Genomic DNA, 21,235 nt, shown 5'->3' with positions numbered 1-21,235 from the left:
GACAATTTACGGGTATGGGGCGCCTTCCCGGGTGAACAGCGGGTTAACTTTTCCGGCGATTCTCGATCGCGTCCCAGATCAGGGCTGCGACATTTGTGCCGTCGAAGGCTTCGATCTGCTGGATGCCGGTCGGGCTGGTCACGTTGATTTCGGTCAGATAGTCGCCGATCACGTCGATGCCGACGAAAATCTGGCCCTTTTTCGCCAGCACCGGGCCGATGGTGTCGCAGATCTCGATCTCGCGCGGGGTCAGGGTGCTGCGCACCGCAGTGCCGCCGACATGGAGGTTGGAGCGGGCCTCGCCATCCGCCGGCACCCGGTTGATGGCGCCGACCGGCTTGCCGTCGACCAGGATGATGCGCTTGTCGCCGAGGCGGACTTCCGGCAGGTAGCGCTGAACGATGATCGGCTCGCGGTAGAGCTGGGTGAAGGTCTCGAGCAGGCTGCCCAGATTCTCGTCGCCCGGCTTCAGGTGGAAGACGCCGGCTCCGCCATTGCCGAACAGCGGCTTCACGATGATGTCCTTGTGGACTTCGCGGAAGGCCTCGACCTCGGCCTTGCGCGAGGTGATCAGGGTCGGCGGCATCAGCTGCGGGAAATGGGTGACGAACAGCTTCTCGGGCGCGTTGCGCACCTCCACCGGGTCGTTGACGACGAGGGTCTTCGGGTGAATGTGCTCGAGGATGTGGGTCGCCGTGATATAGGCCATGTCGAAGGGCGGATCCTGGCGCATCAGAACGACGTCCTGGCTCGACAGGTCGATTTCCCGGCCCGGCCCGGCGGTAAAATGATCGCCCTTCACCCGGCGCAGTTCGAGATCGCGGGCGAAGGCGACGACCTTGCCGTTCTTCAGCGACAGGTCGCGCGGCAGGTAATAGCAGAGCCTGTGCCCACGGGCCTGCGCCTCGAGGCCGAGGCGGAAGGTCGAATCGACGGCGATGTCGAAGGACTCGACCGGGTCCATCTGGATGGCGACGGAAAGGGACATCGGGGGGGCCTTGTCAGTTCAGGCTGCGGCGCAGTTCTTCCAGCAGCCGCTGGGCCTCGATGGTCTCGAAACCGTCGAGGGAATGTTCGATGCAGTTGCGCAGGGCGCCGGTGGCGGCGCCCAGCCGGCCCAGCTGATGCTCGGCCTTGCCATATTCGAGCCACAGGCCGGCGTGTTCCGGCGCAAGCCGCAGCATGGAACGCGCGATCTGCGCCACCCGCTCCACCTTGCCCTCGGATTCGGCCCGGGACTTCAGATTGTTCTGCAGGCGCAGCAGGACGGCGCGATTGCCGACCGTGTCGGTCAGCGCGGGGGTCAGTTCCTGTTCCGGCCCCATCAGCTGCTTGGCGAGGCGGCGAAGTTCCATGGCATCGAGCACGCGGCCGCCATTGAAGGGGTCGAGGATCAGATGCTCGCCCTTCACCGACAGGCGCATCAGGAAATGGCCGGGGAAGGCGATCCCGTCGAGGGTGAAGCCGGCGCCGCGCGCGGCATGGGCGAACAGGACGCCAAGGGCGACCGGCAGGCCCTTCCGGCGGTCGATCACGCGGATCAGATTGGCGTTCTGCGGATCGTCATAGGTCAGGCGGTCGCCGTCATAACCGAAACGCTCGAAGAACAGGCGCTGCAGCGCGCCCGCGACCTCGATCGCCGTCGTCGCCGAAGCGTCGCGCAGGGCCGCCACCAGATCGTCGAGATGGCCGCGATAGGGTGCCAGCGACAGCCCGGGCCGGTCCAGCGCGGCCAGCAGCAGCGCGGTCCCCGCGAGGTCGATGGCACGGTCGTCGAGGCGGCCGACGGCGTCGAGGGCTTCCTCGATCTCTTCCGGGCGAAGCGGCACGGGTTCCAGCTTGGACATGGCCTTCATTACGTAAGCGGCCGGTGTCCCGGCCCCGATCTGCGCGACACCCTCATTCCGGCGAAATCTGGATCGCCGAGACGACCTTCTGCACGCCGGAGATCGAACGGGCGATTTCCACCGCCTTGTCGCGCTGGGCATCGCTGCGCACGACGCCTGAAAGATAGACGATGCCGTTAACGGTTTCGACTCCGATCGAGAAGCCGTTCAGCGAGAAATCGGTGACCAGGTTGGATTTCACCTTGGTGGTGATCCAGCTGTCGCCGGCATAGCCGCCGATGCCGCCGTCGTCGGCCAGCTGGATCTGGTTGTCGACTTCCTTCACGCCCTCGCAGGCCCTGGCGATATTGCCCGCTTCTTCCTTGTCGGCGGAACTGGCGACCGTGCCGACCAGCAGCACCCGGCCGCGCACCACCTCGACGCTGACATTGGAGAACAGGCTGGTGGAGCGTTTCAGCAGCTTGTCGTTGATGTCGATGCGGATCGCGGAATCGTCGGCCACCTGACCGGGGGCGCGGTTCTGGGCCGCGACATAGCCGGCGGTGCCGACCGCGCCGACGGCGGCGGCGACGCAGCCGCCCATCAGGGGCATTGCGATCACGAGGGCGGTCAGGGCTGCGGCATTCTTTCCGTTCATTACTCTTCCCGTTGCGTCAGTCGATTCGCCACGCGCCCCTAATATGGGCGGGCAGGCGCCAGGGCACCACAAGGATCGCATCGAAGCGCAGGTCGAGGCCGGCCAGCGCCGGCCGCTGCCGCAGATAGACGGTGGCTGCCCGGGCGATGCGCGCCTGCTGGCGGACCCCGATCGAATCGCCTGCGGCGTCGATGCTGGGGCGATGCTTGACCTCGATGAAGGCGAGGATGTGGCGCCGGCGCGCGATCAGGTCGATCTCCCCCGCCTTGCAGCGCCAGTCCCGCTCGAGGATGCGATAGCCCTTGGCGAGCAGCAGCAGGCCGGCCGCGGTCTCGGCCCAGCGGCCGTGGCGCTGGGCCCGGCGCTTCGCCTCGCTCAAGGCGCCTCCTTCAGGGCGAGGGCGCGGGCATAGACGTCGCGCCTGGGCAGGCCGAAGGCGGCGGCGACCTTGGCGGCGGCGGCCGATGGCCCGGCATGGGCGAGTTCGGCGCGCAGCGCGGTGTCGAGGTCGGCGGCATCGGGCGTCGCGGTCTCAAGCGGCGGTCCGATCACCACGACGACCTCGCCCTTGGGCGGGCCGGCCTCGCGGTAATGGGCGGCGAGCGTGTCGAGCGTGTCGCGTCGCACCTCCTCGAACAATTTGGTCAGCTCGCGGGCGACCGCGGCGGGCCGGGGACCGAGCACGGCGGCGGCATCCGCCAGCATGTCGTCGAGGCGCTGCGCCGATTCGAGAAAGACGAGGCTGCTGCGCACCCCGGCCAGTTCCTGCAGGGTCTCGCGCCGGGCGGCGCTTTTCGGCGGCAGGAAACCGGCGAAGAGGAAACGGTCGGTCGGCAGCGCGGCGAGGGTCAGGGCCGCCAGCACCGACGAGGCGCCGGGCAGGGTGGTGACAGGGATGCCGGCCGCCACCGCGTCGACGACGAGGCGATAACCCGGATCGGAGACAAGGGGAGTGCCGGCGTCGGAAACGAGGGCGATCACCGCGCCCTGCGCCAGCCGCGCCATCACCTCGGGCCGCACTTTCGCCGCGTTGTGGTCGTGATATGGCATCAGCGGCTTGTGCAGGCCATGGATCTGCATCAGGCGGCTGGTGACGCGCGTATCCTCGCACAGCACGAGATCGGCGCCCCGCAGGGTATCGAGCGCGCGCAAGGTGATGTCGCGGGCGTTGCCGATGGGGGTCGCGACCAGATGCAGGCCGGGGCGCGGTTTACTTGGCCGCCCGCCGCCGCTACCTTGGCCGCCGTCTGGCTCGAACGCGGGAGTAAGGTCCGGTGCATCCTCTGGCAAAGACGGCTGCGGGGTTCCGCTGGCCTCTGTTCCGTTCATCCGTCTTCGCCCTCGCCGGCCTCGTCCTGGCCGCATGTACCGGTTCCGGCGGCAATAGTAGCGCGGGCGCGCCGCCGCCGTCACCCATCACGGCCGCCCCCATCGCGCCCGTGCAGCCGCGCGGCATTCAGATCGGCGTCGTGCTGCCGGCCACCGGGCAGGCCGCCGCGGTCGGTCAGGCCCTGCAGAACGCCGCCCAGCTGGCGCTGTTCGACCTGAACGCGCCCGATATCGAATTGCTGCAGGCCGATGCCGGCGCCTCGGCGGCGACGGCGGTCGGCGCGACGCAGAATGTCCTCGGCAATGGCGCCGGCCTCGTCATCGGGCCGCTCGGCGCGACCTCGGTCAAGGCGGCGGCGGGCGAGGCGCGGCGCCGGGGCGTGACCATGCTCGGCTTTTCCACCGACCGCAGCGCGGCGGGCAATGGCGTCTATCTGATGGGCTTCATGCCCGAGGAACAGGTCGCGGCCGTCGTCTCCTATGCTGCCGGCGCGGGCATGACCCGCTTCGCCGCCCTGCTGCCGACGGGGGCTTACGGCGATGTCGCCGCCGCCGCCTTCGATCTCGCGGTCGGCGCCAATGGCGGCACCGTCGTCTATACCGAACGCTATCGCTCGGGCAGCCTGCAGCCGAGCGAGATGCTGCGCGCCCTGGTCACCCCCGGGCCGGACGGGCGGATGCCGGTCGACGCCATCCTGGTGCCCGAGGGCGGCGCCGCGCTCCGTCAGGTGACGGCGACCCTCGCCGGGCTCGGCTTCGATGGCCGCTCGGTCCGGCTGCTTGGCACCGACCAGTGGTCGGGCTCCGACCTCGGCAGCGATCCCCTGACCCTCGGCGGCTGGTTCGCCGGTCCGGCACCCGACCGGTTCGAGCGTTTCGCCGCTCATTATCAGGGCACCTTCGGCGACCGCCCGCCGCGCATCGCGGCCCAGGCCTATGACGCCATGACCCTTGCCGTGCTGCTGGCGCGCCAGCCGGGCGGATTCACCGATTCGGCGCGCGGTCTTGCCTCGCCCGACGGTTTCGCCGGGGTCGACGGCCTGTTCCGCTTCCGCGCCGACGGCACGCCCCAGCACGGTCTCGCCATCATGGAAGTGACCGGCAGCGGCCCCCGGGTGATTCGCCCCGCCCCCGATACCTTCGCCGGCCAGGGCTTCTGATTTTTGTGACTTCACCCGTTCGGGGGACGGCAACGGCGTCCCCCGCAGCTACCATCGCCGTATTGTTCGGGGCGAGAGGGGGCTGGTTACATGGCGGCGGTGAACGGGACGACAGGCAACGATACCCTGACCGGGACGAGCGCGGATGACGTGATCGACGGCAAGACCGGCAAGGACACGATGAGCGGTCTCGCCGGCAACGATGTCTATATCGTCGATTCCACCGGCGACGTCGTGATCGAAGAGCCGGGCGCGGGCACCGACAGGGTGAAGTCCTCGGTCACCTACAAGCTGCCCGCGGATGTGGAGTTCCTTGAATTGACGGGGACCGCCGCGATCAACGGCACGGGCAACGACGGCAACAACACGATCTTCGGCAACAGCGGGGTCAACAGTCTGAGCGGCGGGCGCGGTGACGACTGGCTGATCGGCGGGGATGGCAACGACAAGCTCTATGGTGGCTCCGGCCGCGACATCCTCGACGGCGGCACCGGCGACGACGTGATGGAAGGGGGCAACGGCAACGACGTCTATTACGTCGATTCGACCAACGACAAGATCGTCGAGGCCGAGGGGGCGTCCAATCGTGACGTGGTCTATGCCACGGCCACCTACACGCTGTCGGCCAATGTCGAGCATCTCTTCCTGATGGGCACGGCCAAGATCAACGGCACGGGCAATGCGCTGAACAACCAGATCGTCGGCAACGACGGCGCCAATGTGATCAATGGCGGGGACGGCAATGACCTGCTGGTGGGCGGCCTCGGCAAGGATTCGCTGAAAGGCGGCAATGGCGACGACGAGTTGCGCATCATCCTGCCGACCGAGGTCGTGGCCGGGGAAACCTACGATGGGGGCGCGGGTTACGATGTGCTGCTCCTCGATTCGCCGCTTCGTGGCGGCTATAACGACGTCAAGATGGGCGGTCCCATCGACATCAGCGGCGTGACGCTGAAAGGCATCGAGTCTCTCGATTCCCGCTTCTACGATGCCTATGTGAAGGGCGCGCAGCTCGTCGGCCTCGACTATATCGGCGGGTTCCAGATTCATATCGTCGACGGCGGCACGGTCGACGTCACGGCCGCGTCGGCCCTCGACGCGGATTTCGTGCTTTCCGACCTCGGCAATACCTTCAATGCCACGGGCGTGAAGTCCTATTACTTCTGGGTTCAGGGCGGCAATGGCAACGACACCATCCGTTTCGCCGATTACACGCCCGATGCCAGCATCGACTATGGTTATAGCTATGGCGAGGGCGGCGCCGGCAAGGACACGCTGATCGGCGGCACCGGGGCCGACGACATCCGGGGCGGCGCCGGTGCCGACACGCTGACGGGCGGCGCCGGGGCGGATTTGTTCCACTACTGGTGGTACGACGAAAGCACGGCCAAGGCGACCGACACGATCACCGATTTCAGCAAGAGCCAGGGCGACAAGATCTGGCTGGACTTCGAGGACGTGCACAGTTTCATCGGCACCGCGGCCTTCACCGGCGTGGCGGGCGAAATCCGCTATGTCCGGGCCAGCACGACGACCACGATCTATGCCGACGAGGACGGCGACAAGGCCGCCGACATGGTGATCACCCTCGCCGGCAAGATCACCCTCGCCGCCAGCGACTTCATCCTGACGTGACGGTGCCGGAAGACACGCGCGCGGCCTCAGCCCGCCGCGCGCGAAACCCAGGCCTTCACCAGGTGATGGGCGATCGCCAGCGGCGGCGGCATGACGAGGTCGGGTACCCGGCCGTCCAGCGCGGCGGCGATGGTCGATCGGTCGAACCAGCGGGCGTCGTCCAGTTCGTCGCCGTCGATGGTGATCGACTCGCTCGTCGCCTCGGCGAAGCAGCCGATCATCAGGGACGAGGGAAAGGGCCAGGGCTGGGCCGCGAAATAGGTGACGGTGCCGACCGTCACGCCGGCTTCCTCCATCACCTCGCGGCGCACGGCCTCCTCGATGGATTCGCCCGGTTCGACGAAGCCGGCGAGGGCGGAATAGAAACCGGACGGGAATTTGGGCTGGCGGCCGAGCAGGCAGCGGTCGCCTCGTGTCGCCAGCATGATCACCACGGGATCGGTCCGCGGGAAATGTTCCGCCCCGCAATCCGCATTGGCGCAGCGGCGCGACCAGCCGGCGCTTTCCGGCCGGGACGGGGCGCCGCATTGGGCGCAGAAACGATGGCGGTCGTGCCAGTCGAGAATCGCCTTGGCCTGGGCTGCGATCGCGCAATCACCGTGAGGCAGGCTCATGGCCGCCGCGCGTAAGTCCTGGAAGCGGCCAAAACCGGCCAGCACGCCGCCCCGCGCCGGGTCCGGCCCGGCCGACAGGTCGACGGCGAAGACCGCGGCGTCCCGCTCCATGCCAAGGAAAACCGGCGGTGGCGCGGCGGCCACCAGCGCGTCGATCATGCCCGGTCGCAACAGGCCGAGCAGGCTCTGTCCGCCCTCCTCGACGACGAAGGGGCGGGTGCGCCACAGCGGCAGGATCAGGCTGTCGTCGGCCTTCAGCCGGGCGGCCAGCCAGGCCTCGTCCTTGCGCCGATGCGAGGCGCGATCGAGCGGGCTGCCGGCGAAGGTGGTCGCGGCACTCGGTTCCAACATGATGCAAACGCTCCCCGCCGCCTTGCCGGCGTCTTCGTCAGTTCTGCGACGTCGATACATTACCCGGCGGCAGACGCAAGCGGCGTTCGCATTCGGAAGCCTTGAACTGCAGGTCGCGCAGGGAAGCGCCCTCGTCGGGCAGGGCGGGTTCGCAGCGCCGGGCGAGGGCCAGCCACATGCGATAGCGCGCCGCCGAGGCCGCGTCGGCGGTGGTGCCCGAGGCTGCCTCGGCGGGGGCCGGGGTCTCGGGCGCGAGGGGCGGCGGATCGCTGGGCGCGAAGGTCAGGGCGGCGCGGGTGACATCCGCTGGCTGACGCGCCACGGACCACGACAGGCCGGCATCGGCCGACTGGTAAAGCGCGGTGCCGTCGGTCGCCAGCAGCACGTCGCCCCACAGCGCCAGCTTGTAGCCGTTCGGATCGTAAGGCGAGGGCGAGCCGGCCAGCCGGTCGAGGCATCCCTCGAGGTCGAGCGGGCGGGACATCTCCCATTTTTCCTTGATCAGGCGGCGGCAGGGGGCGGGATCGCCCGGGTCGGCGGCAAAGGCGGCGGCAGGCAAGAATCCGCCAAGGGCGAGGGCCAATGCCACCGCCGTTCGGAGTCCGAGCGGGCCGCGCTTCCGTTTCATGGCGCAACTGTCACCAATAGAGCCGCCGCCGTCCATCGGGAACCCAACCAAATGCACTGCGGAATCAAGGGCGTGAGCGTGGCGTGGGGGAATTTCGCGCAAACCTCTTGCCGAACGGTCGCAACTGGACGATATAGGGGCCGGGAGGTTGGCGGTGGACAGGTCCCTCGCCAACCCGGTCAGGTCCGGAAGGAAGCAGCCGTAACGAATTCGATCTGGGTCGTTGTCCAGCCTCCCACCCTGCCCCGGCGTCGTTCGCCGTGGCTCCGCCGCCGATGTCGCGCCGCCTCCGCTTTTCCGACCAGTTTCGCGCGTGGCAGGACGCGGCTTTGTCGCTGTCGCGACGACGGCAGTATTCGGCAGCGGTTTCCCGCGTATTCGATCGGGATGCGACGATACCGTGATGGCGGTTTCATGATCCGGACCATTGAAACGTCGGCGAATTATGGAATAGCCTTGTCGGGACAGCCGACGATGTGATGCCATGGCCGTATCGGGCCAGCGCGCGCGCGTCTGTCGACGGGTTGGTTAGGCATATTTACTGCAGTTAACTCTATTTGGGGGATATCATGTCGGTCAGTCCTGCAGCGCCGTCGGGCAGTTCTTTCTTTCGCGGCGACGTGATGAACCTGATGCCCAAGGCCGGTCCCTTGCGGGAGCCCAGCGCCGTCGAGGAGTTCATCCTCAAGGGCTGGATGCCGAAGGAGCGGTTCATCGGCGCCGATGCCAATATCGTCGCTTTCGGTTCGTGCTTTGCCGCCAACATCGGTCGCTATCTGAACAACCTCGGCTTCGCCATCGCCACCCAGCGCGAAGGCAAGGCGCATATCCAGAAGATCAGCGACGGTCTGGTCAATGTCTACGCCATCGCGCAGCAGTTCGAATGGGCCTGGGAAAACCGCGTGCCCGACATTCAGCTGTGGCACGGCTGGAAGGCCGAGGATTACGGCTACGACGAGGATGTCCGGCTCGAGACCAAGCGTCTGTTCGATGAAGCGGATGTCTTCATCCTGACCTTCGGCCTGTCGGAAATCTGGTACGACGAGCCGACCGGCGAAGTGTTCTGGCGCGCCGTGCCCGAAGACAAGTTCGATGCCAGCCGCCACAAGTTCCGCGTCGCCACCCACGCGGAGACGGTGGAGCGCCTGCAGCGGATCTACAGCCTGATCCGCCAGCATCGCCCGAACGCGGCCATTATTTTCACCCTCTCGCCCGTCGGTCTCGCGGCGACCTTCCGCCCGGTTTCCTGCATCACCGCCAACGCGGTCTCGAAGGCGAAGCTGCGCAGCGCGATCGACGAAGTGCATTCGGCGGCCAAGGACCCGAAGTTCTTCTACTTCCCGGCCTATGAAGTGGTGATGCAGGGCTTCCGCACCCCCTTCATGATGGACATGCGGCATCCGCACGCCCATGTCATCGACACCAACATGAAGGCCTTCGAGCGTTATTTCTGCACCACCGACTTCGATGAAGCCGGCCTGCGCGAGGTCATCACCGACGCGCTGTCGACCGACGAGAAGCTGACCAAGGGCACCGACAGCGAAGCCCGCGCCTTCGCCCATGCCCAGAAGGGCAAGGTCAAGGAACTGAAGCCCGCCGAGCAGGTGGAGAAGCAGGTCTTGAAGGCGAAACGCATCGCCGAGCGCGACGCCCGCATCAAGGAGCGGGAAGAAAAGGCGGAAAGGCGCGCCCTCAAGGCCGCGAAGGCGAAATAGTCCCGCGCCCCCATCGGGGCCGGTTCGAGAGAGGCATCGTTCGACACGGGCGATGCCTTTTTCTTTTTTCCGTCGCGCCTCTGTTGCCCTGATCGCGCCCGGCGGCCACAATCGCGCCCGATGACGGACCCTGTGATTCCGGCCGATACTCCGGCCGAGCCCTACCGCGTATTGGCCCGGAAATACCGGCCCTCCAACTTCGCCGAGCTGATCGGTCAGGAGGCGATGGTTCGTACCCTGACCAACGCCATCGCCGCCGGCCGTCTCGCCCATGCCTTCATGCTGACCGGCGTGCGCGGCGTCGGCAAGACGACGACGGCGCGCATCATCGCCAAGGGCCTGAACTGCATCGGCCCCGACGGCAAGGGCGGCCCCACGGTCGAGCCCTGCGGGGTATGCGTGAACTGCGTCGCCATCGCCGAAAGCCGGCATATCGACGTCCAGGAAATGGACGCCGCCAGTCGCACCGGCGTCAACGATATCCGCGAGATCATCGAGGGCGTGCGCTTCGCCGCCGTCCAGGCGCGCTTCAAGGTCTATATCATCGACGAAGTGCACATGCTGTCGACGAGTGCCTTCAACGCCCTGCTGAAGACGCTGGAAGAGCCGCCGGCCCATGTGAAATTCATCTTCGCGACGACCGAAATCCGCAAGGTGCCGGTCACCGTCCTGTCGCGCTGCCAGCGTTTCGACCTGCGCCGCATCGAACAGGACCGGCTGGTCGCCCATCTCGACGGCATCGCCCGCAAGGAAGGCGCGAGCGTCGCCCATGCCGCCCTCGCCCTCATCGCCCGCGCCGCCGAAGGCTCGGTGCGCGACGCGCTGTCCCTGCTCGATCAGGCGATCGCCCATGCCGCGGGCCAGGTCGACGAGATGGCGGTGCGCGACATGCTCGGCCTCGCCGACCGGGCCCGGGTCTTCGATCTGTTCGAGATGGTGATGCGGGGCGACGCCAAGGCGGCGCTGGCTGAACTCGGCGACCAGTATGATACCGGCGCCGATCCCGCCGTCGTGCTGCAGGATCTGCTCGAACTCGCCCATTGGCTGACCCGGCTGAAGATCGTGCCCGAGGCGGCGGCCGAGGCGACGGCTTCGGAACATGACCGGACCCGTGGTCTCGACCTTGCCCGCGCCCTGTCGATGCCGGTGCTGGCGCGGGCCTGGCAGATGCTGCTCAAGGGCCTCGGCGAGGTGCGGCAGGCGCCCAGCCCGCTTTCGGCCGCCGAGATGATCCTGATCCGCCTCGCCTATGCCGCCGATCTGCCGACGCCGGGCGATCTCGTGAAGCAATATCAGGAGGAGCGGGCCGGCGGTGCCCCCGCGCCTCGCGCGCCCATGGGGGGCGGTAACGGGGGTGGTGGTAACGGAGGGGGCGGCGCGACGGCGCTGGCGGTCTCGACCGTTGCGGTTTCCGCCCCGCCCGGGCGGGCCCCCGTCGCCAGCGCGGAAGGCAATGTCGTCTATCTGAACAAGGTGGATAGTCCGGACGCGCGGCCCCAGCCCGAGACTTTCGAGGCGCTGGTGGCGCTGTTCGGCCAGCGCCGCGAGATCATGCTGCACGCCCTGCTGATGAACGACGTGCATCCGGTCAGTTTCGCGCCGGGCAAGGTCGTGGTGCGACTGTCGCCCAACGCCCAGAAGCACCGCCTGCGCGAGATTGCCGACAAGCTGAAGGACTGGACCGGCCGGCCCTGGATCATCGAAACCTCCTTCGACGAGGGCGGCGAGACCCTGGGCGACCGTGCCCGGGCGGAGAAGAACGCCCTCGCAGAGCGGCTGAAGGGATCGGCGCCGGTGCGCGCGCTCGAGGCCGCCTTTCCCGGCATCCGCCTCGTCGACATCCGCGAACGAAAGGCCGCCGGGCCGGTCGACGATGTGCCCGAGATCGAGGAGGTCCACGACGAGGATGCCCCCATTCTCGACATCTTCGACCTCGAGAATGAAGACGACTGAGGACGAGAAGGAGCCCGCCCCATGAACTTCGACGAAATCATGAAGCAGGCCCAGGCCATGCAGGCCCGGATGACCGAGATGCAGAGCGGTCTCGACAATGTCGAGATCGAGGGCCGCGCCGGCGGCGGCCTGCTGAAGGTGGTGATGAACGGCAAGGGCGACGTGAAGCGGGTGAAGATCGACCCCAGCCTGATCGTCGCCGACGAGGCCGAGGTGCTGGAAGACCTGATCGTCGCCGCCCATCGCGACGCCAAGGCCAAGATCGAGGTCCGCATGGCCGAGGAAATGCAGAAGGCCACGGCCGGCCTTGGCCTGCCCGGCGGCTTCAAGCTGCCGTTCTGATGACGGTTGTCGTCTGATGGCGGTGGCGGGGCCGGAGCCCGGCGGCGCGCTCGACCGGCTGATCCAGCTGCTGTCCCGGCTGCCCGGGCTCGGTCCCCGGTCGGCGCGGCGGGTCGCGCTGCATCTCCTCGCCCGGCGCGAGGCGCTGATGGCCCCCCTCGCCGCGGCGATGGCCGAGACGCTGGACAAGGTCCGGCCCTGCTCGGTCTGCGGCAATCTCGACACCGCCGACCCTTGCGCGATCTGCCGCGACGGCACGCGCGATCCGGCCATCCTCTGCGTCGTCGAGGATGTCGGCGATCTCTGGGCGGTCGAACGCTCGGGCGCGTTTCGCGGGCGCTATCATGTGCTGGGCGGTCATCTGTCGGCGATCGCGGGGGTCGGGCCTGACGATCTGCACATCGGCCAGCTGGTGGCCCGGCTCGGCGACGGGGCGGTCAGCGAAATCGTGCTCGCCCTCAACGCGACGGTGGAGGGTCAGACCACGGCCCATTATGTCGCCGGTCTGATCGCGCCCTTCGGGATCGCGATCACGCGTCTTGCCCACGGCGTGCCGGTCGGCGGCGAGCTGGATTATCTCGACGACGGCACGCTGGCGGCGGCCCTGCGCGCCCGCCGCCCGGCCGAAGCCTAAAGCGTGTTGGGGGTGAATTCGCCCCGGGACAGCACGCGCAGGCAGGCATCGACCACCACGGGATCGAGTTTGGTGCCGCGCATCTTCACGATTTCCGTGATCGCCTGATCGAGACCGAGGGCCGGGCGGTAGGGCCGGTCGGAGGAAATGGATTCGACGATGTCAGCGACGCTCAGGATTTTCGCCTCGATCAGGATCTGGTCGCCCTTCAGGCCCTGCGGATAGCCGTTGCCGTCGATGGTCTCGTGATGCTGGCGGATGATGTCGGCGATGGGCCAGGGGAACTCGATCCGCTTCAGCAATTGGTAGCCGACTTCGGGGTGCCGCTTCACGAGGGCGAATTCGGCGGGGTTTAGGCGGGCGGGCTTGGTCAGGATTTCGACCGGCACCTCGATCTTGCCGAGGTCGTGGACCGTCGCGGCCAGAAGGAGTGCGTGCAGCCGTTCGGCATCGAGACCCAGTTCGCGGCCGATGGCGATGGCAAGGTCGGCGACATGTTTCTGATGGCCGGCGGTATAGGGGTCGCGCTGTTCGAGCACACCGGCGATGGCGGCGAGCGCATCCTCGAGGGCGCCGCGCAGCTTCTCGTCCTGGCGGACCCGGCTTTGCCGCGCCGCTTCGAGGGCGGCGGCATTGCGCCGGGCTTCGATGCCGAACATCAGCGTGCCGGCGAATTCCTGGAACAGGCCGATTTCGCGCTCGCCGAAGCTGTCCTCGTTGCGGGCGTAGACGGTCAGGGCGCCGATGGCATGGTCGCCCGCCTGCAAGGGAACGGCGATCGAGGCGGCGATACCGTGCTTTAGCGCGCGTTCCTTCCACGGGTTGAAGCTGCTTTGCGAGGCGGCGCGATTGTTGACCATCACCTTGTTCTCGCGAATGGCGCGGCCGGTCGGCCCCTGCCCCAGCGGACCGTCGCCCCAGGAGATGTGCAGTCCGTCGGCATAGGCGGTGGCGCGGCCGGCGGTCGAGGTGACCTCGACCGTGCGGGCTTCATCGTCACGCGCCCAGCCGATCCAGCACAGCGGATATTCATCGTCATGGGTCAGGGCGGCGCAGACGTCGGCGATCAGCTCTTCCTCGCTGCCGGCGCGGATCAGGGCCTCGCCCGCGCGGTGCAGCGCGGTCAGGGCCCAGTCGTGGCGGCGCAGCGATTCGGTCAGTTCGTGCTGCTCGGTGACGTCCTCGAAGATCACCAGGACGCCGACCACCTCGCCCTTGTCGTCATGCAGCGGCTTCTTCGAGGTGCGCAGCCAGGAATGGCGGTCGCCGATGACGAAAGGCTCTTCCAGCGTCAGGGCCTCGCCCGTCCGCATCACCCGCTGGTCGGCCTGGACATAGGTGGCGGCAAGCTCGGGGGCGAAGAAATCGGCGTCGGTCCTGCCGACGATCTCGGCGACGGGCCGACCCAGATCGCGGGCATAGGCTTCGTTGCAGGCGATATAGACCGATTGGCGATCCTTGATCATCAGGCGCTGGGGCAATTCGTCGATGACCGAGACGATACCGCCGCCTTCGCCCAGCCAGGCCGCCATCAGCTCCTTTTCCCGGGTCATGACGCAGGCCTTTTCGGTATCGGGGGAAATTCGTAGCGCTCTTCGATCAGCAGGTTCAGGCAGGCGACGACCACCAGCGGATCGTACCAGTCGCCCGCGTGGCGGCGCAGTTCGGCGATGGCGTAATCGCGGTCATGGGCGCGGCGGAATGGCCGATGCGCCATCATGGCGGCGACACTGTCGGCAACCCGGATGATCCGCGCGTCGAGCAGGATGGCATCGCCCGAAAGACCGGCGGGATAGCCGCTGCCGTCGAAATTTTCGTGGTGCTGCAGGGTGATGTCGGCGATGGGCCAGGGAAAGCGGATGTCGCGCAGGATGGCGTGGCCCGCCGCCGGGTGCAGGCGGATCAGGTCCATTTCCTCGCGGCCGAGGACGCGGGGCCGATTCAGGATTTCCGCCGGGGTCTGGATCTGGCCGATGTTGTGCACGGTCGCCGCCAGCCGCAGGCCCTCCAGCCGGTCGGGGCGGAGGCCCATGCGCTCGCCGATTCGTCCCGCGAGATCGCGCACCCGATGCGCATGGCCCCCCGACGACAGATCGCGATAGACGAGGGCGGAGGCCAGCGCGTCGATGGTCTGTTCGAGAGCCTGGCGCAGGTCGGCGCTTTTTTCCGCCAGATGGCGTTCCGCCTCCTTGCGTTCGGTGATGTCGCGCAGGAAAGCCAGCACATAGTCGCCGGCATCGTCGTAGACGGCGGTGACCTCGGCGGGCCAGATCTGGCCCGCGCGGGTGCGGTGGCGCGTCTCGTAGGTGGTCCGGCCGGCGGCGCGGATGCGCGTGAACAGGGCGCGCACATCGTCGCCCGGCTCCAGCAGCTTGAGATCGGCCAGATTCATCTGCGACAGCTCGCGCAAGGGATAGCCGCTGCGCCGGGCATAGGCCTGATTGGCATCGAGAATGCTGCCATCGAGGGCGAATTTCAGGGTGAATTCGACCTGGGTGGAAACGAGGCCGTGGTTGAGCGCCAGTTCCTCGAGGTCGATCATCGCCTGTGCCCGCCGTCCGGCCCGGCGTTCCAGCTGCAGGCTCAGCAGCCAGCCGAACAGGCAGGCCGACACGACCTGGATGCCGAACAGGGCAGGGCCGAACAGCAGGAACAATCCCACGGGGTCGGTTTCGTCCGGCGCGAACAGGATCGACAGGGCTTCGGTCGCGCCAGCGGCGATGCCGAGCAGAAGGATGCGGCCGAAGGAGGCGGCGGCATTGTTCGCCGGCCCGCCGGTCAGCCGGACGGCGATCAGGCAGACCAGGAAATCGGCGCCGATCCCGGCGAGGCCGGTATAGACGAGGGCGCCGCCAGCAGAATCCGGATGGCCCCGATGACGAGCATGGCGAGAAAGCCGGTCACCGGCCCGCCGAACAGGGTGGCGATGGCGATGGCCGAGCCCCGCTGGTCGAGAACGACGCCTTCCGCCTCGTGGACATGGAAGAACATGACCGTCGCCGACAGGGCGACGATGGCGATATCGCGCGAGATCTTCTGGCGCTCGGGCGGCAGGTGCTCGGCGATCAGCGTGTCGATGGCGAGAAAGGCGACGAAGAGGATGAGGGTGATGCCCCCCGCCGACAGGATGGCGGAATAACCGTTCATGAATGACCCGTTGTCCACCAGGCGATTTATCGTGAAAGGGAGCGTGGTGCCACGCGGCCAAAGGATGAACCCGACCGCGCCATGGCCCCGGAGAAAATGCTCCAAAGCTACAGCCTAGGCGGAAGTCCCTAACGAATCCCTGACGGCGGTGCATTCCCCGGCCAGATCGGTGCCGAGGGCGCGGGCGAGGCCGTCGCCACGATGGCCCGCGGCCAGCAGGCAGTGCAGTTTGGCGATCGCCGCCTCGACCGTCATGTCGTGGCCGTCGATCGCGCCTTCGCGCAGCAGGACCGAGCCGGCGGCATAGGTGCCGAGGCGGGTGCCGCCATGGGGCGCCTGGCTCAAGACCAGAACGGCGACGCCGGCCCGCCGCGCCCGCTGAAGGAAATCCTGCATCCGGCCATCGAGCGACGGCACGGTGCCGCTGCCATAGCATTCCAGCACCAGGGCATCGGGCCGCACCGCCAGCGCGGCATCGAGCACGGCGGGCGGAAAGCCGGGGACAAGGCGCAGGCTGAACACCGTCGCCCGGCCGAGGCCGGCCGGTATGTCCAGCGGCATGGTCGTGGCCGGCCGGTCGAGCGCGGCGGGATCGAGCATCGGCCCGGGCGAGAGCCGGGCCAGCGGCGGATGATTGGGGCTGTCGAAGGCGGCGAAATCGTGGGACGAGACCTTGGTCGCCCGGTTGCCGCGCAGCAGGACGCCGTCGAAGGCGAGGCAGACCTCGTCGACATCGGTCGCCGCGAAGCGCAGCGCGGCGACGACATTGCCGAGCGCGTCGCTCCCCTCCGCCTCCAGCGGCAACTGGGCGCCGGTGACGATCGCCGGCCGCTCCAGCCCGCGCAGCAGGAACGACAGGGCCGAGGCGGTATAGGCCATGGTGTCGGTGCCGTGCAGGACAACGAAGCCGTCGTAATTGTCGCGATGGGCGGCGATGACATGGGCGATGGTGCCCCAGTCGGCCGGGCTCGCTTCGGCGCTGTCGATGGTGCGGGGCAGGGCGGTGAAACTATAGGCCGGCAATTCGGCGGCGAGCGGCGCCAGCCGCTGGGCGAGCACGGCGGGCAGGTCGTCCTGTGGCACGAGGCCATCGGGCGAGGGGCGCATCCCGATGGTGCCGCCGGTATAAACGATCAGGATGTGACGGTCGAGATGGAGGGCGGCAGGGGTCCGGGCGGCCGGCGCCAGTGTCGGCGCGGGGGGCAGGAAGGCTTCGGCCAGGGCGGGCGGCGGCCGGCGGGCGCTGCCCTCCTCGTCACGGTAATGCTGGTCGAGGAAGTCGTCGAACTGGTCGAAGCCCGGTCCGACGTCGATGCGCCACCAGTCCGCCGGCACGATCCCGGCATAGCGCAGCTGGTACCAGCGCGGCTGGCCCGGCAGATGGACGAAGGCGACGGCGCAGGGGCCCTGCCGGATCACCGTCGCCAGCGTTTCGGCCGGTGCCGGCTCGCCCCGGCCGGGCGGCAATTCGTCGGCGAGGTCGAAGGCGCGCGCCGGGTCGAGGGCGGGCAGGGCGCTGCCCGGCACCTCGATCACGCCATCGTCGTTCAGCACCAGCCAATGGCGGGACAACAGGCGGGGGGCCCGATACCAGATGAACAGCACATGGCCGACCACCAGCGTAACGGCGAGCGCCAGCCACAGCAGGCGAAACCAGCCGGGGATCGCGGCCCGCGCCTCCGCCGGAACCAGGCCGCCCCACAGCAGCGGCTCGGACAGAATCGGGTCGATCAGCAGAAGGAACGCGGGCACGCCGACAAGAAGCGCCGCGATCAGCGGCAGGGCGCGCGGCTGGTCGAGCACGAGGCCCGACAGGCCCGACCACAGCACGCGCCATTCGTCGACCAGGCCGGCGCCCCGCCCGCTATGCGGGGCATGGACGTGGATCGGGATGCGCAGGCCAAGACCCTGCCGCCGCCGCCGCCGCGCGGAAGCGGCGGCGCGGTAGAAGGCGGAGATGTACAGCAGGGCGATGAGGACAATGCCGCCGGCAACGCCGATCAGAATACGCCAACCGTCCGACATGCCTCACCCCGGCCCCCGCCCCATGAAGGCCCATGACAGACGGGTTCGGGCGCGGCGTCAATTTCTCTGAAGGGCCGGCGCGGTCAGGCCGTGCGCGAACGGCCCTGCCGGACATAGAGCAGGGTGCCGTCGACCAGCCCCTGATCGGGTCCGATCGCCGCGGTATCGACCCGCCCGTCGGGCAGGACCGGGGCGAGGCCGAAGAAGGCGAAACGCACCCCCGCCCTGTCCCTGATCTGCTCGTAGATGGCGCGGCCGTGGAAGTGGCCGAGAATGTCACCCTCGCGTCGGCCGACGTCGATGTCGAAGAAGGCGCGTGGGGAGACGATCTGATGGGGCATGGAACCCGGCATGATCATTCCTTCGATCGTTGCTGCCGGATCGAAGCCTAGGTTCGCCTTGCCTAAAGGCGCGCTGTGAATCGCCTTCCGTGTCGCGCGCGTCGAAGCCGGCGGCGCGCTCAGGTCAGCAGCCTCGCCGCCCGGGCCCGGGCCACCGCATCCTCGCGCGAGACGGCGTCGAGCTTGGCGTAGACATTCTTCAGGTGCCATTTGATCGTGCCGGGCGAGACGTTCAGCGCCCGGGCGATGGTCTTGATCGACAGTGCCCTGTCGAGCAGCTGGACGATTTCCCGCTCCTTGGGCGAAAGCGTGCCGCCTTCGCGCGGCGCGGCCGGGGAAGCCGCCGGCTGCCGCGCGGTGCCGAGGGAGGCATCGAGCAGGCGCCGCTCCTCCGGTCGGAGGGCCGCGTTCTCGCGCAGCCGGCGGCAGAGCGTCAGCGCGCCGGCCCCGCCGTCGAGGAACAGTCGGTACATGCCGCAATGTTCCGCCGTCATCAGAAGGCCGCGGGCGATATCGTCCGCGGCCGCCTCGCGCCCCTGATCCTGCAGGGCGAGGGCGACGCACAGGGTCTGGCGGGCGGCGAGGAACATGCGGCCCCCGTCGCGCAATTGCCCGGCGAGCGGCGTCGAAAGCTCGATCACCCGCTGCCAGTCGCATTCGGCGGCGGCGGCATCCGCTTCGGCGATGGCGGCGGCGAGGCCGATTTCCGCCAGGGTGCCGGTCGCCCCGGCGTGTCGCGCCGCCATGCGCCGCAGCCGCCGCAGCGCCTCGCGCATCGCCGTGATCGTCTGGCTGCGCTGGCCAAGCAGGCGCACCCGTTCGGCGAGGCTCCAGGCGGCGAGCCGGTCCCAGCCCTCGTCCTGGGCCAGACGCTCCATCTCGTCGAGGGCATCGAGCGCACGGGCGCCGTCGCCGCGCCTCGCGTGCAGCCGCGCCCGCGTGCGCAGGGCGTGCAGCCGGGCATCGAGGCCGCCCGCGACGTCGCCCGCCTCCAGATAGATATCGAGATGGTCTTCCGCCGCCTCGAAATCGTTCAGCTGGTAGCTGACCTCGGCCAGATAGCCGGCGAGATGGCCGGCCGAATGTTCCGCCAGCAGCTCGTCCCGGCCAAGGTCGCGCAAGGTACGGCTCAGCACGTCACGCGCCTGGATGAAGTCGCCCTGGACCAGGAAACTGTGGCCGATCACGCCTTCCAGCCAGGGCCGGGCGCGGGCGCCGTGGCGGGACCGCAGTCGGGCCTGACAATCGGCGGCGAAATCGCGCGCCCTTTCGTGCTGGCCGGCGCCGATCAGCGCCATGCCGCCGACCGCGCCCAGCATCAGCAGGTTGAAGCCGTCGGTCGGCGGCGGATCGTCGAGCGCGGGCGCGAGCAGGGCCATGGCCGCCGCCGAATCGTCGCGGGTGAAGAGGTCGAGGGCACGCATCAGGCGCAGCTCGAAATCGACCTCCGGCCGCATCGCCGCCGGATGGGCCCCGATCGCCGCCATGGTCGCCGCCAGCTCGCCGCGGCGGCGGACGCCGACCTGCGACCAGCCGATGCTGAGCAGGGTGTCGATGCGCTCGGCCTTGGCATCGGCAGGCAGGTCCGCCGCCCAGCGCAGCAGCTGCGAGAATTGCCCGGCATAGAGCAGGGGCCGGGCGGCATCGCCGATCAGCGCCGCCATGCGCGAGGTATCGCCGGCGTGGCGGGCATGGCGCAGCGCCTCGGTGGTCAGGCCCTGGCGCTCGAACCACAGGCTGGCCCGGCGATTGATCTCGGCCAGCTGCGCCGCCGGCAGGGCGAGCAGGCGGCGCTTCAGGAAGGCGGCGAAGATGCGGTGGAAACGGTACCAGACCAGCGGTTCGTCGCTGTCGATGGGCGAGACGAAATAATGCTGGGCCGCCAGTGTCGCCAGCAGCGCGCCGGCCCCGGCATCGTCGCAAAGCTCGGCGCAGAGCGCGGCGGTGAAGCGCCGGCAGGCCGCGACCTTGACCAGCAGCGCCAGCTGTTCCGGCTCGAGCACGGCGCCGATGGCATCCTCGACATAGGACGTCAGGCCATCGTCGGCGACCGGGGCCGCCAGCCGGTCCAGCCGCGCCAGCACGGCGTCGGCATCGCCCTGCTTCCTGATCGCGAGGGCCAGCAACTGGGTGCCGGCGATCCAGCCTTCGGTCAGGGCGAACAGGCGCCACGTCTGTCCCGCCGTCGGTCGGGGCAGGCCCAGAGCCTCGATGAAGGCCCCCTGTTCCTCGGGCGAGAGGCGCAGTTCGTCGAAATTGACCTCGGTCATCTGGTCCTTGAGCCGGAAATCGCCGAGGTCGAGCGGCGGCGGCGTGCGCGCGGTGATCGCCAGATGGAAATTGGCCGGCAGCAGGTGCAGCAGTTGCTGCAACAGGGCAAAGGGTTGCCGGGCCTTCAGGATATGCAGGTCCTCGAGCACCATGACCACCGGCCGGGCATGGGCAACCAGCGCGTTGGCGGTCTGGGCGACGAAACGCCCCGCTGTCTCGAAGCCCTCGCATTGCAGGGCCTGGGCCAGCGCCGGCCCGACATCGACCCCGGCTTCCGCGAGGGCGGCGAACCAGTAGGCGGCCCATTGCACCTCGTCGTCGTCCTCGCCGACGTTATACCAGGCGACGGCGATGCCATCGGCGATCAGGCGCTGGCGCCACAGCGCGGCGAGGGTGGTCTTGCCGCTGCCGGCGGGGCCGAGGATCAGGGTGAGCGCGCGGTCCCGCCGTGCCTGCAGATGGTCGAGAATACGCTCCCGCCCGATGGCCGGGCCGCCGACCCGGGGCGGGGCGAGCTTGGTGCGGATGAGCGAGACGGGCGGCGTGGTCATGGCAAGTCGGGCGCGCGGGCCGTGTCATCCTTCTTCGCATCGTCGGTATCGCCCA

19 protein-coding genes and 1 other RNA gene are annotated in these 21,235 nt (G+C 68.6%); 7 read left to right on the top strand and 13 right to left on the bottom strand.

All coding sequences use genetic code 11. The features are described 5' to 3' along the window. Positions 1-43: 43 nt before the first annotated feature. Genes gshB through rsmI form a run of 5 tightly spaced genes read right to left on the bottom strand, consistent with a single transcriptional unit; the run spans position 44 to position 3,636 of the window. A complete protein-coding gene (gene gshB / locus DKG74_RS19775) occupies positions 44-988 on the bottom strand; it encodes a glutathione synthase (RefSeq protein ID WP_109907908.1) in 945 nt (314 codons plus the stop codon). A gap of 13 nt (positions 989-1,001) precedes the next feature. Then, complete coding sequence (locus DKG74_RS19770; RefSeq protein WP_165837770.1) at positions 1,002-1,847, bottom strand: SirB1 family protein; 846 nt, start codon at positions 1,845-1,847, stop codon at positions 1,002-1,004. Positions 1,848-1,899: 52 nt separating this feature from the next. After that, positions 1,900-2,484 (bottom strand): BON domain-containing protein, encoded by a 585-nt coding sequence (locus tag DKG74_RS19765; RefSeq protein WP_165837769.1) that lies wholly within the window; start codon positions 2,482-2,484, stop codon positions 1,900-1,902. A gap of 16 nt (positions 2,485-2,500) precedes the next feature. Continuing rightward, positions 2,501-2,863, bottom strand: a complete 363-nt coding sequence (locus DKG74_RS19760) for a YraN family protein (RefSeq protein WP_109907905.1) — start codon at positions 2,861-2,863, stop codon at positions 2,501-2,503. After that, the gene (gene rsmI / locus DKG74_RS19755; protein WP_243404187.1) at positions 2,860-3,636 is read right to left on the bottom strand and encodes a 16S rRNA (cytidine(1402)-2'-O)-methyltransferase; all 777 of its coding nucleotides are present in this window, start codon (positions 3,634-3,636) and stop codon (positions 2,860-2,862) included. Before rsmI ends, DKG74_RS19760 begins: the two co-directional genes overlap by 4 nt. 122 nt (positions 3,637-3,758) lie before the next feature. Between rsmI and DKG74_RS19750 the strand changes: the two genes are divergently transcribed. Together DKG74_RS19750 and DKG74_RS22455 are read left to right on the top strand one after the other, a co-directional pair. Then, positions 3,759-4,973, top strand: a complete 1,215-nt coding sequence (locus tag DKG74_RS19750; RefSeq protein WP_109907904.1) for a penicillin-binding protein activator — start codon at positions 3,759-3,761, stop codon at positions 4,971-4,973. A gap of 90 nt (positions 4,974-5,063) precedes the next feature. Further along, positions 5,064-6,608, top strand: coding sequence for a calcium-binding protein (locus tag DKG74_RS22455; protein ID WP_109907903.1), 1,545 nt, complete (start codon positions 5,064-5,066; stop codon positions 6,606-6,608). Positions 6,609-6,634: 26 nt separating this feature from the next. Here the strand turns inward: DKG74_RS22455 and nudC are convergent, their stop codons facing one another. Further along, positions 6,635-7,573, bottom strand: a complete 939-nt coding sequence (gene nudC, locus DKG74_RS19740) for an NAD(+) diphosphatase (RefSeq protein ID WP_109907902.1) — start codon at positions 7,571-7,573, stop codon at positions 6,635-6,637. Between the two features lie 37 nt (positions 7,574-7,610). Then, positions 7,611-8,201, bottom strand: coding sequence for a hypothetical protein (locus DKG74_RS19735; RefSeq protein WP_133251637.1), 591 nt, complete (start codon positions 8,199-8,201; stop codon positions 7,611-7,613). 142 nt (positions 8,202-8,343) lie between these two features. Here DKG74_RS19735 and ffs point away from each other — a divergent pair. The 5 genes from ffs (at position 8,344) to recR (ending at position 12,845) form a co-directional block, all read left to right on the top strand. Next, an RNA gene (ffs, locus tag DKG74_RS19730) (signal recognition particle sRNA small type) lies at positions 8,344-8,441 on the top strand. Between the two features lie 329 nt (positions 8,442-8,770). Further along, positions 8,771-9,916 carry a GSCFA domain-containing protein gene (locus tag DKG74_RS19725; RefSeq protein ID WP_109907900.1) on the top strand — a complete coding sequence of 382 codons (1,146 nt, stop codon included), beginning with the start codon at positions 8,771-8,773 and terminating at the stop codon, positions 9,914-9,916. A 120-nt stretch (positions 9,917-10,036) separates the two neighbouring features. Then, positions 10,037-11,869 (top strand): DNA polymerase III subunit gamma/tau, encoded by a 1,833-nt coding sequence (locus DKG74_RS19720; protein WP_109907899.1) that lies wholly within the window; start codon positions 10,037-10,039, stop codon positions 11,867-11,869. A gap of 21 nt (positions 11,870-11,890) precedes the next feature. Beyond that, positions 11,891-12,211, top strand: a complete 321-nt coding sequence (locus tag DKG74_RS19715) for a YbaB/EbfC family nucleoid-associated protein (RefSeq protein WP_109907898.1) — start codon at positions 11,891-11,893, stop codon at positions 12,209-12,211. 22 nt (positions 12,212-12,233) lie between these two features. Next, on the top strand, positions 12,234-12,845 hold the full coding sequence (gene recR / locus DKG74_RS19710) for a recombination mediator RecR (RefSeq protein WP_423841705.1): 612 nt from the start codon (positions 12,234-12,236) through the stop codon (positions 12,843-12,845). Here the strand turns inward: recR and DKG74_RS19705 are convergent. From DKG74_RS19705 to DKG74_RS19680, 6 genes are all read right to left on the bottom strand, one after another. Continuing rightward, positions 12,842-14,398, bottom strand: a complete 1,557-nt coding sequence (locus tag DKG74_RS19705; RefSeq protein ID WP_109907896.1) for an HD domain-containing phosphohydrolase — start codon at positions 14,396-14,398, stop codon at positions 12,842-12,844. The two genes, recR and DKG74_RS19705, sit on opposite strands and share 4 nt — an antisense overlap. Continuing rightward, complete coding sequence (locus DKG74_RS19700; RefSeq protein WP_207779434.1) at positions 14,395-15,507, bottom strand: HD domain-containing phosphohydrolase; 1,113 nt, start codon at positions 15,505-15,507, stop codon at positions 14,395-14,397. Before DKG74_RS19700 ends, DKG74_RS19705 begins: the two co-directional genes overlap by 4 nt. Before the next feature lie 131 nt (positions 15,508-15,638). Next, entirely contained in the window at positions 15,639-15,992 is a 354-nt protein-coding gene (locus tag DKG74_RS19695) for a LytS/YhcK type 5TM receptor domain-containing protein (protein ID WP_133251636.1), read from the bottom strand. Between the two features lie 114 nt (positions 15,993-16,106). Continuing rightward, a complete protein-coding gene (locus DKG74_RS19690) occupies positions 16,107-18,017 on the bottom strand; it encodes an asparaginase (RefSeq protein WP_109907894.1) in 1,911 nt (636 codons plus the stop codon). 83 nt (positions 18,018-18,100) lie between these two features. Then, positions 18,101-18,370 (bottom strand): hypothetical protein, encoded by a 270-nt coding sequence (locus DKG74_RS19685; protein ID WP_133251635.1) that lies wholly within the window; start codon positions 18,368-18,370, stop codon positions 18,101-18,103. Positions 18,371-18,477: 107 nt separating this feature from the next. Next, positions 18,478-21,180 (bottom strand): winged helix-turn-helix domain-containing protein, encoded by a 2,703-nt coding sequence (locus DKG74_RS19680; RefSeq protein WP_109907892.1) that lies wholly within the window; start codon positions 21,178-21,180, stop codon positions 18,478-18,480. Positions 21,181-21,235 lie beyond the last annotated feature (55 nt).

It is taken from the genome of Zavarzinia aquatilis (genome assembly GCF_003173035.1).
GTDB lineage: Bacteria > Pseudomonadota > Alphaproteobacteria > Zavarziniales > Zavarziniaceae > Zavarzinia > Zavarzinia aquatilis.
This window is presented reverse-complemented; position numbering and strand designations above follow the sequence as displayed.

Excerpts from the sequence above, each read along its gene's own strand:
- gshB (WP_109907908.1), bottom strand. The coding sequence starts at position 988 with ATGTCCCTTTCCGTCGCCATCCAGATGGACCCGGTCGAGTCCTTCGAC.
- DKG74_RS19770 (WP_165837770.1), bottom strand. The coding sequence starts at position 1,847 with ATGTCCAAGCTGGAACCCGTGCCGCTTCGCCCGGAAGAGATCGAGGAA.
- DKG74_RS19765 (WP_165837769.1), bottom strand. The coding sequence starts at position 2,484 with ATGAACGGAAAGAATGCCGCAGCCCTGACCGCCCTCGTGATCGCAATG.
- DKG74_RS22455 (WP_109907903.1), top strand. The coding sequence starts at position 5,064 with ATGGCGGCGGTGAACGGGACGACAGGCAACGATACCCTGACCGGGACG.
- nudC (WP_109907902.1), bottom strand. The coding sequence starts at position 7,573 with ATGTTGGAACCGAGTGCCGCGACCACCTTCGCCGGCAGCCCGCTCGAT.
- DKG74_RS19735 (WP_133251637.1), bottom strand. The coding sequence starts at position 8,201 with ATGAAACGGAAGCGCGGCCCGCTCGGACTCCGAACGGCGGTGGCATTG.
- DKG74_RS19725 (WP_109907900.1), top strand. The coding sequence starts at position 8,771 with ATGTCGGTCAGTCCTGCAGCGCCGTCGGGCAGTTCTTTCTTTCGCGGC.
- DKG74_RS19720 (WP_109907899.1), top strand. The coding sequence starts at position 10,037 with ATGACGGACCCTGTGATTCCGGCCGATACTCCGGCCGAGCCCTACCGC.
- DKG74_RS19715 (WP_109907898.1), top strand. The coding sequence starts at position 11,891 with ATGAACTTCGACGAAATCATGAAGCAGGCCCAGGCCATGCAGGCCCGG.
- DKG74_RS19705 (WP_109907896.1), bottom strand. The coding sequence starts at position 14,398 with ATGACCCGGGAAAAGGAGCTGATGGCGGCCTGGCTGGGCGAAGGCGGC.
- DKG74_RS19695 (WP_133251636.1), bottom strand. The coding sequence starts at position 15,992 with ATGAACGGTTATTCCGCCATCCTGTCGGCGGGGGGCATCACCCTCATC.
- DKG74_RS19690 (WP_109907894.1), bottom strand. The coding sequence starts at position 18,017 with ATGTCGGACGGTTGGCGTATTCTGATCGGCGTTGCCGGCGGCATTGTC.
- DKG74_RS19685 (WP_133251635.1), bottom strand. The coding sequence starts at position 18,370 with ATGCCGGGTTCCATGCCCCATCAGATCGTCTCCCCACGCGCCTTCTTC.
- DKG74_RS19680 (WP_109907892.1), bottom strand. The coding sequence starts at position 21,180 with ATGACCACGCCGCCCGTCTCGCTCATCCGCACCAAGCTCGCCCCGCCC.